The organism is Pedobacter polysacchareus, assembly GCF_019802255.1.
Lineage (GTDB): Bacteria > Bacteroidota > Bacteroidia > Sphingobacteriales > Sphingobacteriaceae > Pedobacter > Pedobacter polysacchareus.
The window spans coordinates 390,800-404,204 of sequence record NZ_JAHYSS010000007.1 but is presented as its reverse complement, the minus strand read 5'-3'; the positions used below and the strand labels follow the sequence as shown (position 1 = coordinate 404,204).

The window sequence follows — 13,405 nt, the reverse complement described above, 5'->3', positions numbered from 1 at the left end:
CGGTAACACGTGGGAGAGTAGGTCGGTGCCAAATCTTAAAGAAAGCCTGTAGGAAACTACAGGCTTTTCTTGTATACGGCCTTTTTTCCTGAGAGGTTTTCTATAATTATACCACCGTAATTTAATAGCCAGTTACCATTCAGCTTTAATTCCATTCCAATTCGCTAACTAAGCCCAATCTCCAGCTGGATCCACTATACCTGGACCTTTAAATGATGGTACTAAATACTGATCATGAACCATTATAAATGGTTGATCTATATAACTCCATTTATGCTGATTTACATGATTGGCCGAACAGATGAGGATATAAAATGTATTTAGGAATGTCTTTATTGAAAACTTAATCTTATGTATGATGTTGTTAGGTAGAAGAACCAAATTTAATGTCGGGAATCTTAGTTTTTAAGGGCCTTAATTGCGAATAAAATAATGGTGTGACGACAAAATATGCAATTTTTGGTTATCTTTGAAACTAATTTAAAACATAAAAAACAATGAGTTTTTTCGCAGAAAAAAGACGAGAAGTGATGTTACATATCGAAAGCTATATGCTGGAGATGATGGACACCTACTTGAAACCGATTGACACTAATTGGCAGCCTTCTGATTTCTTGCCGGATTCAACCAGCGATACGTTTTTTCAGGATATAAAACAATTACGTGAGAATGCAGAGGGGTTATCTTATGATCTTGTTGCGGTCTTAATCGGTGACACCATTACAGAAGAGGCATTGCCTACTTATGAATCATGGTTAACGATGGTAGACGGAATCACTAAAGATGAACAAGGTGGCTGGATGAAATGGGTACGTCATTGGACTGCAGAAGAGAATAGACATGGAGACCTACTAAATAAATATCTTTACCTTTCCGGTCGCGTAGATATGCGACAAATGGAAATTTCAACTCAATATCTGATTGCAGATGGATTTGATATAGGTACTGGTCATGATCCATACAGAAACTTTGTGTATACTAGTTTCCAGGAGTTGGCTACTAATATTTCGCATAGAAGAGTAGCTTCGATGGCTAAGAAAGATGGTGATGTTTTACTTTCAAGAATGTGTGGTGTAATTGCTTCTGATGAAGCTCGTCATGCTAAAGCATATAAAGACTTCATGGCTAAAATATTTGAAGTAGATCCAAACGAAGCCATGGTTGCTTTTGAGGATATGATGCGTAAAAAGATTGTCATGCCTGCTCACTTCCTTCGTGAAATGGGACTTAAAATCGGACAAACTTTTGGTCACTTTACGGATGCTGCCCAGCGTCTAGGCGTATATACTGCAGTAGATTATGTGGAGATCATGCAACAGTTGATTGAAGAGTGGAAATTGGAGAGCATGCGCGATTTAAATGAAACGGGGGAGAAAGCTCGTGACTATATCATGGCTTTGCCAGAGCGACTGTTACGTGTAGCAGATAGAATGAAAAACCCTACAATGGATTATAAGTTTAGCTGGATACATTCCTAAGCTAAACCAACTAGATAAAACAAGAAAGCCTGAATAATTTTATTCAGGCTTTCTTGTTTTATCTCAAATTTATAGAGTCTTTGTCCCTTTAGATTTGTAGCGCTACATATTTCTTCTGTATTGTCCACCAACTTCATAAAGTGCATTCGATATTTGGCCCAATGAGCAGACCTTACACACTTCCATTAACTCTTCAAAGATGTTTTCACCCGCTATGGCCGACTTTTGCAGTTTTTTAAGGATAGTGTCTGTATGAGCTGCGTTTCTGTCCTGGAAGGTTTTTAATGCAGTAATTTGATATTGTTTCTCTTCTTCTGTAGCTCTAATTACTTCTCCTGGAACAACAGTAGGGGAACCATTCTTATTTAGGAAGGTATTTACACCTACGATTGGGTATTCTCCGTTGTGTTTTAATGTTTCATAATAAAGACTTTCTTCCTGGATTTTACCACGTTGGTACATGGTTTCCATTGCTCCCAATACACCACCTCTATCATTGATGCGCTTAAATTCCTGTAAGACCGCTTCTTCTACCAAATCTGTCAGGTCTTCAATGATAAATGCCCCTTGTAATGGGTTTTCATTTTTCGCCAAACCTAATTCTCTATTGATAATTAGCTGTATGGCCATCGCTCTGCGTACAGATTCTTCTGTAGGCGTCGTAATGGCTTCATCGTAGGCATTTGTATGTAGGGAATTGCAATTGTCGTAGATCGCATACAATGCCTGTAATGTAGTCCGGATATCATTGAAATCAATTTCCTGTGCATGTAAAGACCTGCCAGAAGTCTGAATATGATATTTTAACTTCTGTGATCGGTCGTTGCCTTTGTACTTATTCTTAATGGCTTTTGCCCAGATTCGTCTGGCCACTCTTCCAATTACGGAGTACTCTGGATCAATTCCATTAGAGAAGAAGAACGATAAGTTAGGGGCGAAATCATCGATGTTCATTCCTCTGCTCAAATAGTATTCTACAAAGGTAAAACCATTACTTAAGGTAAAGGCAAGCTGAGATATTGGATTTGCTCCAGCTTCTGCGATATGATAGCCAGAGATGGATACAGAATAGAAGTTCCGCACTTTTTCGGTAATGAAATAACTTTGAATATCTCCCATCATCCTCAGCGCAAATTCTGTTGAGAAAATGCAAGTGTTTTGAGCCTGATCTTCTTTAAGAATATCTGCCTGAACTGTACCCCTCACTGTACTGATGGCATAGGCTCTGATCTTTGCATAAACATCAGCGGGTAATACTTCATCTCCGGTTACGCCAAGTAACATCAACCCTAAACCATTGTTTCCTTCGGGCAAGGCTCCGCTATAACTTGGTCTTTGGATTCCTTTTGATTTATACAGGGTATTTATTTTGTTTTCTACTTCAGCTTGGAGTCCTTGTTCGATAATGTATTTTTCGCATTGCTGATCTATGGCTGCGTTCATAAAGAAACCTAGCAGCATAGGAGCAGGACCATTAATCGTCATGGACACAGAGGTGGATGCGGCACAAAGGTCAAAGCCTGAATATAGTTTCTTGGCATCATCTAAAGTAGCAATACTTACTCCTGAGTTGCCAATTTTACCATAAATGTCTGGTCTGAGGTGTGGATCTTCACCATATAAGGTAACGGAGTCAAATGCGGTTGACAGGCGATGTGCAGGTTGTCCTAAGGATACGTAGTGGAACCTTTTATTGGTTCGTTCCGGTCCGCCTTCACCAGCAAACATACGGGTAGGATCTTCTCCGTCACGTTTTAGGGGGAAGACACCAGCAGCGTATGGGAATTCTCCAGGTACATTTTCTGTCAGCAGCCAGCGTAGTATATCTCCCCAGTCTTCATAGCGTGGAAGTGAAACTTTGGGGATTTTTAATTTGGATAAAGACTCATAGAACAAGGGTTGTTTAATTTCTTTATCTCTGACTTTATAAACAAAGAACTCTTGTTTGTATTTGATTTTTGTGTCTGGCCATTGGCGAAGTAGTTTTCTGCAGTCGCCGTCCAATTGCTCTTCCAGATGTTGATATACATCTTGTAAACTGTCATTTATGCTGGCTATGCCAGGAAAATCTTTATTTAATTTCTCTTCTTTAGAAAGCTGTATGACACCTTGAAGCTGATATAGTTTTCTGGCAATGGCACTTTGTTTTTCTACCCATTCATTATAAGTCTGACTGGCTTCTGCAATTTCTGCAAGGTACCTGATCCGGTCTGGGGGAATGATATAGATTTTTTCAGATTGTTCGGAGCTGAGTTCCAACTGGGCATTAAAATCAACCTTGGTTTTCTCTTTGATCTTGTCCATAAGGGCAGAGAATAGATTATTCATTCCAGGATCGTTGAACTGAGAAGCCATGGTGCCGAAAACCGGGATGTTTTCATCCTTCGCATCAAAAAGATTATGATTGCGTTTGTATTGTTTACGAACATCTCGTAAAGCATCCAGGGCACCACGTTTATCAAATTTATTGATCGCTACCAGGTCGGCAAAATCAAGCATGTCAATTTTTTCCAATTGTGTAGCAGCACCGAATTCTGGGGTCATTACATAAAGAGAAACATCACAATGTTCTGTGATTTCTGTGTCGGACTGGCCGATTCCTGAGGTTTCGACAATGATCAGGTCATAGCCAGCAGCTTTACAGATATCAATACTCTCCTGTACATTTCTGGATAGCGCTAAATTGGCTTGTCTGGTAGCCAGGGAACGCATATAAATCCTTGGGTTATTGATGGCATTCATGCGAATCCTATCTCCAAGTAAGGCTCCTCCTGTTTTACGTTTGGAAGGATCTACAGAGATAATCGCCATGGTTTTGTCTTTCACTTCCATTAAGAAGCGTCTCACCAATTCATCTACGAGCGAAGATTTTCCTGATCCACCGGTTCCAGTAATTCCAAGCACGGGGGCCTGATTTTTTAGGGTTAGTTTTTTTAGTTCGTCTACAAAGGCTTGTGCGCCTTCAGGATCGTTTTCTGCAACGGTAATTGCCGAAGCGATGCTTTTTACATCTTTTTGAGGGATAGATTTAAGCTCTCCATTCAGACTGGTCACGGTAACATAATCTGTTTGCTCGAGCATGTTATTGATCATGCCCTGCAAGCCCATTTTACGGCCATCATCAGGGGAATAAATTCTGGTGATACCATAAGCTTGTAACTCGGCAATTTCGGATGGAAGAATCACACCGCCGCCGCCTGCAAAGATTTTGATATGGGAAGAACCGCGTTCCTGCAGCAGGTCGTACATATATTTGAAATACTCAATATGGCCACCCTGATAGGAAGTCATTGCAATTCCTTGTACATCTTCCTGAATGGCACAGTTTACTACTTCTTCTACGGATCTATTATGGCCAAGATGTATCACTTCCGCTCCCGAAGATTGAAGGATTCGGCGCATGATATTGATCGTAGCGTCATGCCCGTCGAATAAAGCAGCTGCAGTTACAAAACGTATTTTATTTTTAGGTTTATAGATCTCGATTTGCTCCATGGATAGGTTTTATAGTTGGTTAACAAATGTAATAAAAACTGGGCTTAGGTGGTGAGCATAGCCAAATCAATACAAAAATAGCGGGTATAAAAAAAGACCGCCGGGAATCATCTTCCCGGCGGTCTTTTTTTATATAAAAACGGTGTATGTTATTGATGTGTTAATTCTGTGATGGGCTCACCAACACAGCCACTAGGCATTTGTATGTGAAGCATAGCTGCTAAAGTAGCTGCGATGTCTGTCATGTAATGTGTTTTATTGGTTTTTCCAGGTTTTACATTCCAGCCCATAAATACGCATGGGATGTGGGAATCATAAGGATTCCATGAACCATGGGTGGTACCTGTTTTGCTGCTGCTGTCGAAGTAATTTGATTTCAGTAGAAAATAGATGTCGCCGCTTCTTCTGGCATTGTAGCCGTTTGCTATCCTTGTTTTGATCGGTTCAGGCAGACTGCTTGCACCGACTTTGTTCAAATCAACGGCGTCCATAAAACCAGTTTGAGTTTTTAAGAACTCGATGCTAAAAGCTTTGATGGCATCAAAATCAGCTTTTGCGGTATTGATTAGTTTATGGTCAAAATAGATCTGGTTGTTCATCGATTTAATAATCGATTTTTTAATACCAAATTTCTCTTCTAAACGTCCATTTAATTCTTTCATAACAGGACCATCGTCAACGGTTCCACCTGGCAATTTATTTTCAGCCATGAAACCTGGTACATGTGCTGCACCGTGATCTGCTGATAAGAAAAATAGGTAATTTCCTTTACCTACTGTATGATCCAGGTAGTCGAAAAAATCTGCAAGATCTTTGTCTAATCTTAAGTAAGTATCTTCTGCTTCGATAGAGTTTGGACCATATTGGTGACCCACATAATCCGTAGAAGAGCAGCTCACTGCAAGAAAATCGGTAATATTATCTTTTCCAAGATCTTCAGAAGCGATCGCTAGTTTAGCAAGGTCTAAGGTCATGGTATTTCCATAAGGCGTACTTTTGATCATCTCATAGTTCTTGCCCATATATAATTTTAATGGATGAGGGAAAGTTGGGCTTTGTTCGCCTCTGGCTTTTCCTTCATAGCTTTTATCGTCAGCGGTACTTTGGGTATAGGTTTCAATTGGATATAGCGTTGGCCAGTTTTTTTCATAAAACTTGTTAACCAATTTCATTTTATTGTAATCCTGCATCCATGCTGGAAGGTTAGCCATGTAATAGGTACTGGTAATCCAGTCGCCGGTTTGGCCATCGAACCAATAGGCTGCATTTGCTGAATGTCCGGCAGGAAGGATAGACCCACGATCTTTCAGTGAAATACCAATTACTTTTCCCTGGAAGTTAGTCGCCAGGCGAAGCTCGTCAGTAATGGTAGTAGTCAGCATGTTTTTTGGTGACATTACACCTGCCATTGTGGTACTGCCAACACTAGTTACACTGGTATCTTCTGCGCAATATACATTACGACCTAATTGTGGATCGTACCAATCGTTACCAATAATTCCATTGATTGCCGGAACAGAACCGGTATAGATACTTGCATGACCGCAGGCTGTGTAAGTAGGGGTATAAGGGATAAAAGTATTCTCTGCTGAGAAACCTTCATTGATCAGTCTTTTAAAACCTCCTGCAGCGTATCTGCTGTAGTAACGGTAAAGATAATCCCATCTCATTTGATCGATCACCAAACCAACCACCAGTTTCGGTCTGTCGACTGATGCCGGGAAATCTTTTTTAGAAACAGCAACTGTTTTCTTTTGGGCCATGGATACACTGCAGGTAATCAGCAGTGCAGAAAATAACAGGTAAACTCTTTTCATTGTGTATTATTTTAAAAGCAAAGATTCGTTTATTATGGAATAAACGAATCATATTTTGTGTTAATGAATTTTTAAAGGTAGGTAATCGAAATAGGTATTGAGATTACTATTGTGTAAAGATTTTATAGTACTTCAGCAACTACAAAAGTGCTGCCGCCTATGAAAATCAGGTCATTAGCGTTTGCGTTGTCTTTCGCAGCATGAAAGGCCAATTGAACACTTGGAAAGACATCACCAACTAAATGATGATTTTTGGCCTGTTCTGCCAGTTCTAACACAGGTAATGCTCGTTCTAAATCAGGCTGACAGAAGTAATAATGTGCGTCTGTTGGCAGCAACTGTAAAACACCAGTAATGTCTTTATCTTTCACCATACCAATCACGATGTGTAATTGATCATGTGGGGTATCATTGATATTTTGTACGACCTCTGTGATCCCTGCAATGTTATGACCGGTATCGCAGATTACTAGCGGATTTTCGCTTAAGGTCTGCCATCTTCCTTGCAATCCAGTGAGTCCTTTTACATTTTTTAGTGCATCATAAACTGCCTTTTCTTCAATTTTAAAACCTTGTTGCTTTAATATTTGAATGGCTTCAATGACTGTCAGCACGTTTTTACGCTGATAAGCTCCATTGAGGTCTAAGTCCAGGTCAGGATATATTGGCGTATCTCCACTGTAGACTGCTACATTTAAATATTTACCTATTTTTTTAAGCTGCTGTAAGTGCAATTCCTGATCTGCAAAATAGATTGGGCTATTGGTTTCTTCAGCTTTCTTAAGGAATATACTTTCAGTTTCTTGCTGGGTTTCTCCGATCACAACCGGCAGTCCTTTTTTAATAATCCCTGCTTTTTCCCTGGCAATTTCCGGGAGGGTAGTACCCAGGATATTGGTATGGTCTAAGCTGATATTGGTAATTACGGAAAGTTCCGGAGTGATGATATTGGTAGAGTCGATCCTTCCTCCGAGTCCAACTTCGATGATGGCGATGTCTACTTCTGCCTTAGCGAAATGAGAAAAAGCCATGGCTACTGTAACTTCGAAAAATGAAGGCTGCAGGAATTCCATGATGTCTTGCTGCTCTTCCACGAAATCTATTACAAAAGCTTCGGGGATCATCTCCCCGTTAATTCTAATGCGTTCCCTGAAATCTTTAAGGTGTGGAGAGGTGTACAATCCTGTTTTGTATCCTGCCTGTTGAAGGATGGCCGCAAGCATATGAGAAGTGGAACCTTTGCCATTGGTTCCACCTACATGTATGGTTTTGAATTTATCCTGTGGATTTCCCAGTTGTTCGCACATGGCGATGGTGTTGTGTAAGTCTTTTCTATAGGCTACAGCGCCAACACGAGTAAACATGGGTAGTTTACTGTACAAGTAATCGAGGGTTTGTTTATAGTTCATTTTGGAGTTCTAAAAAGAATACCAGGGTTTTATTTTACCTTAAAATTGAATACTACTACACCGATTTGAACATCAGGCGCATTATCTGCCTGTGTTAAACGGGCGCCCATTACAGCTTCTTTACATTTTCTCCACAGCTCTCTATCGTTCAAGGTGGTTCCTTTAACGCCAGGAGTTGCATCGATCACCACACCACTTTTATTGATTTTAATCCTTACCGCGATCTTTCCGGTTTTCTGACCGTCATCCTGCGGGGTAACTAAATTGGTGAATTTTCGAAGTGCAATTGGAGTTTCGCCAAATCCAGATCCACCTTCGCCATAATTATTGGCTAGTGGATCACCGTCTTTGTCGCCTTGATTTCCTGGAGTTGTTCCCGTTCCATCGCCACCACCTGTACCTTTATTGGTTTTACCTTTATAAAGGGCATTTTGGTTGATGACTGGTTTTGCGGGTTTACTTTCTACCGTTGCTGTTGGCGCAGTATTTTTTGGACTGCTTTTAGTGTTTACGGCCACCGCATCTTCTGTACTTTGAGTCACAATCTCTTTGGTACTATTCTGCTGTGTTGGTGTCTCCTTGGTCGGTTCTGTTGGGACTACTTTATCCGGTGCTTTCTGATTCGCATTCGGATCTGCAGAAGGTTCTTCAATACTGGTATAATCTGATCCCATTCCTTCGACAGAGGTTCCGTAGTTGACCACCATTCCACCCATACCTGCTTCCACAGGAGGCTGGAATGACCCAATCACAATGAAGAAACTCAATGCGATGAGGGCAATCATAATACCAGTAGAGATGGCTACTGCTTTAGGATAATTATTTTCTTCCTTTGGGTACGTCATTATTTCTTAGGTTCTACAGCGAGTACAACTTTAAGTTTTAATTTATTCGCCACGTCGAATACCGCCATGGTGTTTTCAATAGAAACTCCTCTGGCTACATAGAGTACGATAGTCAGGTCGGGAGAAGCTTTTTGATAGACTTCTATTGCCGGCTGAATACCTTCCAGAGAGGTACGTTCTTTATCTACGTAATAATTTAACTTTTCATCTATAGACACGGTCACTGTTTTCTGCGCCGCAGATTGCTGTCCGGATTCCGATCTTGGCAATAACAGTTTCACCACTTGCGGATTCACTGCAGCAGATGCCAGCAGGAAAAACAGCATGAGGAAGAACATGATATCATTCAGTGCGGAAGTATGAACCTCTACAGTTCCTTTATTTCTTTTGCGTAGATTCATTATTTTCCTGGCTCCTCTAATAAATCGATGAACTCAATAGCGTCAGTTTCCATTCTTAAGATGATGCGTTCTACCATCATATTCAGGATATGGTACAATACGTAAGCGATAATACCGATGATCAAACCTGTTGCAGAAGTGATCATTTTGGTATAAAGACCACCAGAGATGGTTCCGATTTCAATAGCTCCTTTGATGGATACATCATGGAAAATGGTAATTACCCCAATGATTGTTCCTACGAAACCAAGCATAGGCGCAATACCGGCGATGATACCCAGGATACCAATATTTTTCTCCAGTTTAGATACTTCCAGTTTTCCATTGTTTTCAATTGCGGCTTCAATGTCTTTAATTGGACGGCCGATTCTTTTCAATCCTTTTTCCAGCATTCTGGCTAATGGAGAACTATTGTTTCTGCATAGGGTGATGGCATTGTCTAATCTACCTTCATGAATATATTGTTTGATGTGCAGCATCAGGTTAGACTCTGTTTTAGAGGACTTTCTGATAGTGATGTATCTTTCAACGAAAATTACCAAACCTGCAAATGCAAGGAAGGCCAGGGGAATCATTACCCAGCCACCTTTAAAGAGCAGGTCGATGAAATGTAGTTCGGGAGCTGCTGCAGTTACGGCTTGACTGGCGTTATTCGCGGTATCAACAATTTTGTTAAGGCTATCATTAGCACCCTGTATTAATGCGATCATAATTTATAATGGTTTGTTTGTGTGTATATATAAATCTTTAATGCCTAACTTTTTTTGCAGTGCAGGTATTTGTGCCTCGGCGCTGTTGTAGTCATTAAACGTTGCAATGCTGATTTTTATTTTCTTTTTCCCAGGAATAGGGGCGATGGCTTTTGCATTTAATCCCAATTTTTTCATTTGGGCAATAAAACGATCGGCTTCTTTTTGATTGGCAACTGAAGCACCAATCACTTCGAAAGTAATTCCTGTTTGCGGCGCAGGAGCATTGACCTGAGCAGTTTGAGCATCATTAGTTACTGTTGTTGATGCAGTTTTTGCATTCACAACTGAATCTTTTTTTAGGGTATCATTTAATGGTAAAGTATTTTGCAAGCTATCTGAATTCGCAAGTGAGTCTGTAACTGGTACAGTAGGTTGTGCAACTACAGGAGTCTCAATCGGATTTTTACCCATTTTTAAGATAGGCTCGAAAAGATCAGGGCGGATAAAATATCCTGCTGCCAATCCAATCAGCACCAATAAAAGGGCGATCAGAATCTTCAGATAAACTGGGATTCCAGCTCTTTCTTCAGGCTCATCATGAGAATTATAGAAACCAGTATTGTTACTGATCTGATCTGATGCAGGTGTCGGACTGCTGACTACAGTAGGCGCATCAGCCATTTTGCTGGCTTGTGCGTAACTATCGTTAATGCTTGGACGCGTAGTTACAGCAGGTTCTTCAAATATCGCTTTTGGCTGCTCTTCTATGTTTCCAATACTTTCAATTTCCGGTTGGGCCAGCGGCTGCTTTGGCATTTCAACTTCTGCTATTTCTTCAAAAACAGGTTGTTCATCCTGCTCAGAAGTTAAATAACTTACATCTTCTACTTCTTCATTCCCTAAGTATGTTTCTTCTTTTATTTCTTCAATAACCGGTGGAGCAGCAGGATTGGATTCATCTCTAAGATCAGCGTTGCTATTTTCAAGTTCCAGCTGTTCTTCTGTCACCTGATGTTCTTCTGATTTTTGAAGTTCTTCTACTTCTGGAGTTGAAGAAGTTACCTCTTCAGTTTTTACCTCTGTTACTGCTGGTATTGAAAGTTCTTCTTTGACAGGTGGTAAACCATAAAAATCAAAACCGAAGTTTTGATCATTTGATGGCTTAAAGCTCAGTGTTTCTGAAGATTGATATAAAGTACCCAGGGGCGTTAAACTGGCCTCCTGGTGTTCTTCCAATTGTTTCTTTATTTCTTCAACAAATTTTTCTATAAAATAACTGGCGGAGTCTGAACTTATATTTCTCTGTTTACAGATATGGTCAATGAGCAAGGAATGCTCCAGCACTTCCGGATTGAAATCCAGCACGAAACTGGGCGGCAAAAAGGAGTGTGTTGCTGCATCATACCTTCCCGGTGATTTCTTTTTATAGATCGTTCCAAGTCCGGGGATCCCAACCTCTTTACGGGTTTTAATAAGCACTGTAAGGTATGATAACATGTCCATTCTGGTAAAATTAAATTTTAATTCTATATCCACCAATTATTAAATCGAAAACCGCTTAGAAGGAATACGTTAATCCTCCAAAGATGTTGGTTCCGATAGTTGGGTAATAAAGGTATCTGCTATAAGAAGAGTTGAACAGGTTATTTGCTCTTGCAAAAGCAGAAAACTTGTTATTGATCTTATAGCTGGCACCAAGGCCAAGATCTACAAAACCTTTTACACTTACAACAGTCTCATTTGCTGGATCAGGAATGATGTATGGACTTGCAGGGGCAACTGTGTATAATTTCGCTTTGCTGGCATCCTGAATTGCTACCGCTGCATTTAAGGTAATTTTATCGGTTACATTAAACATTAAGTCGGAGCTGATTCTCATCTGAGGTTTGTACCAGCTATTTGATTCTTGGGCCGGCTGGTAATCTTCAAAGTTTAATTTACCGGTCCATTTCAATGAATTACTGATCTGAACAGAGATTTCACCTTCTAAACCTGTCATGGTTGTATTTCCAAAATCATAGATCACATCAAAGCGGGTAGGGTTGGCAAAATTATTTACGAACAAGGCCATATCCGAAATTTTCTTGTGGTATACTCTGGCTTTGTAACCAAATCCTGGTCCACCGGTTCCTTTAATTCCTGCGCTGAATGACAATTTCTCTACAGAGTTTTTGATGTCGATATTGGCATTTAAGAACGGGTTTTCATCTGTAAACTGCTTTAATGAATTGCGGTTTACATCACCTTTTACTTCTGCAAACAATTGCAGGTAATCAGGAATCAGGGTCAGATCAGCAGTAACGGCAGGGAAGATTCTACTTTTCGAGAAAGCACCAAATTCCTGCACGAAATTAATTCCTGCATTGATCTTCAGGCCATTTGCTTCTAATTTGATGTAAGGATTTAATTTAAAGAGGTTGTTATTTACACTAGTCAACGCATCTTTAGTATTTCCAAGTTCTGTGGAAGCGGCAAGGCCTAAGTTAAAGCTGCTGATTCTTTTGTTCACATAACCATTTAAAATGATCGAGTTTTCTTTTGCTGCATATCTATCATTCCAAAGGTATCCGTTTAATTTAACCGCATAGCTTAATGCATCCGGATCATCTGTGAATTTGTTTACAATTTCACCTTCTGCTTCGATAAAGTTTAGCGTTTGTTTATCTGGATTAAGGTTTAACTCTGGTTTTTCCGGGTTAAATCCATAGAAAAACAGACCATTTCTTTGGTAGTTTACGCGACCACTCATGGTGACCACATCGCCAATACTTCTACCAAAAATACCTAGCTGCTGTTGGTTTACCTCTTGTCCTGCCAATTTACCTTTTTGTCCGAAATGCTTGAAGAAAGCACCAGCCTGCAAAGCTTCATCTCTACCCAGGTTGATGTATGCTTCGCCAAGTACCGTAGTACGGATCCCGAAGCCACCTTTCAGGTAGTTATTGATCAATTCTGTTTCTCTTTCTTTAGCTACTTGCTGAGCCTGCAGTTTATTAATGTCAGAGTTCAATTCCAGTTTTCTATCCGTCAGGCTATAATTAAATTTAGCTTTATAGGTCTTTACGGTATTTAAATCCGGACTTCTTCTCAATTTCACTGCTTCTGCCAGTACTGGTTTATAAGGTCTTACGACTTCAATTTCTTCCGTTACGGCTTTTTCTTCAGTTTTCTTATCAGTAGTTTTTGTATCCTGTGCCAATGCGCTTAGAGATCCGGCAGTCACAAAAAGTAGGGTGCTATATATTAATTTCGTCAATCTCATCGTGCT

Annotated in this window: 9 protein-coding genes; 1 reads left to right on the top strand and 8 read right to left on the bottom strand. The window is 40.2% G+C overall.

Annotated elements, in window-relative coordinates:
• Positions 1 to 497: 497 nt before the first annotated feature.
• Positions 498 to 1,478, top strand: coding sequence for an acyl-ACP desaturase (locus K7X70_RS22070; RefSeq protein WP_222539067.1), 981 nt, complete (start codon positions 498 to 500; stop codon positions 1,476 to 1,478).
• 102 nt (positions 1,479 to 1,580) lie between these two features.
• Here the strand turns inward: K7X70_RS22070 and K7X70_RS22065 are convergent, their stop codons facing one another.
• From K7X70_RS22065 to K7X70_RS22030, 8 genes are all read right to left on the bottom strand, one after another.
• Entirely contained in the window at positions 1,581 to 4,973 is a 3,393-nt protein-coding gene (locus K7X70_RS22065; RefSeq protein ID WP_222539066.1) for a methylmalonyl-CoA mutase family protein, read from the bottom strand.
• Between the two features lie 149 nt (positions 4,974 to 5,122).
• Positions 5,123 to 6,790: an alkaline phosphatase PafA gene (gene pafA / locus K7X70_RS22060; RefSeq protein WP_222539065.1), complete on the bottom strand. Its 1,668-nt coding sequence runs from the start codon at positions 6,788 to 6,790 to the stop codon at positions 5,123 to 5,125.
• Between the two features lie 122 nt (positions 6,791 to 6,912).
• Positions 6,913 to 8,199, bottom strand: a complete 1,287-nt coding sequence (locus K7X70_RS22055) for a bifunctional folylpolyglutamate synthase/dihydrofolate synthase (RefSeq protein ID WP_222539064.1) — start codon at positions 8,197 to 8,199, stop codon at positions 6,913 to 6,915.
• A 29-nt stretch (positions 8,200 to 8,228) separates the two neighbouring features.
• Entirely contained in the window at positions 8,229 to 9,044 is an 816-nt protein-coding gene (locus tag K7X70_RS22050) for an energy transducer TonB (protein WP_222539063.1), read from the bottom strand.
• The gene (locus K7X70_RS22045; RefSeq protein ID WP_062550154.1) at positions 9,044 to 9,445 is read right to left on the bottom strand and encodes an ExbD/TolR family protein; all 402 of its coding nucleotides are present in this window, start codon (positions 9,443 to 9,445) and stop codon (positions 9,044 to 9,046) included. Before K7X70_RS22045 ends, K7X70_RS22050 begins: the two co-directional genes overlap by 1 nt.
• Positions 9,445 to 10,155, bottom strand: a complete 711-nt coding sequence (locus K7X70_RS22040; RefSeq protein ID WP_222539062.1) for a MotA/TolQ/ExbB proton channel family protein — start codon at positions 10,153 to 10,155, stop codon at positions 9,445 to 9,447. The genes K7X70_RS22045 and K7X70_RS22040 overlap by 1 nt, the downstream gene beginning before the upstream one ends.
• A gap of 3 nt (positions 10,156 to 10,158) precedes the next feature.
• Positions 10,159 to 11,640, bottom strand: coding sequence for an HU domain-containing protein (locus K7X70_RS22035; RefSeq protein ID WP_222539061.1), 1,482 nt, complete (start codon positions 11,638 to 11,640; stop codon positions 10,159 to 10,161).
• A 55-nt stretch (positions 11,641 to 11,695) separates the two neighbouring features.
• The gene (locus tag K7X70_RS22030; RefSeq protein ID WP_222539060.1) at positions 11,696 to 13,399 is read right to left on the bottom strand and encodes a TonB-dependent receptor; all 1,704 of its coding nucleotides are present in this window, start codon (positions 13,397 to 13,399) and stop codon (positions 11,696 to 11,698) included.
• Positions 13,400 to 13,405: the final 6 nt, after the last annotated feature.

Bases quoted from the DNA above. Each gene is read 5' to 3' on its own strand.
- K7X70_RS22030 (WP_222539060.1), bottom strand. From the start codon at position 13,399: ATGAGATTGACGAAATTAATATATAGCACCCTACTTTTTGTGACTGCC.
- K7X70_RS22065 (WP_222539066.1), bottom strand. From the start codon at position 4,973: ATGGAGCAAATCGAGATCTATAAACCTAAAAATAAAATACGTTTTGTA.
- K7X70_RS22050 (WP_222539063.1), bottom strand. From the start codon at position 9,044: ATGACGTACCCAAAGGAAGAAAATAATTATCCTAAAGCAGTAGCCATC.
- K7X70_RS22035 (WP_222539061.1), bottom strand. From the start codon at position 11,640: ATGGACATGTTATCATACCTTACAGTGCTTATTAAAACCCGTAAAGAG.
- K7X70_RS22040 (WP_222539062.1), bottom strand. From the start codon at position 10,155: ATGATCGCATTAATACAGGGTGCTAATGATAGCCTTAACAAAATTGTT.
- K7X70_RS22055 (WP_222539064.1), bottom strand. From the start codon at position 8,199: ATGAACTATAAACAAACCCTCGATTACTTGTACAGTAAACTACCCATG.
- K7X70_RS22070 (WP_222539067.1), top strand. From the start codon at position 498: ATGAGTTTTTTCGCAGAAAAAAGACGAGAAGTGATGTTACATATCGAA.
- pafA (WP_222539065.1), bottom strand. From the start codon at position 6,790: ATGAAAAGAGTTTACCTGTTATTTTCTGCACTGCTGATTACCTGCAGT.
- K7X70_RS22045 (WP_062550154.1), bottom strand. From the start codon at position 9,445: ATGAATCTACGCAAAAGAAATAAAGGAACTGTAGAGGTTCATACTTCC.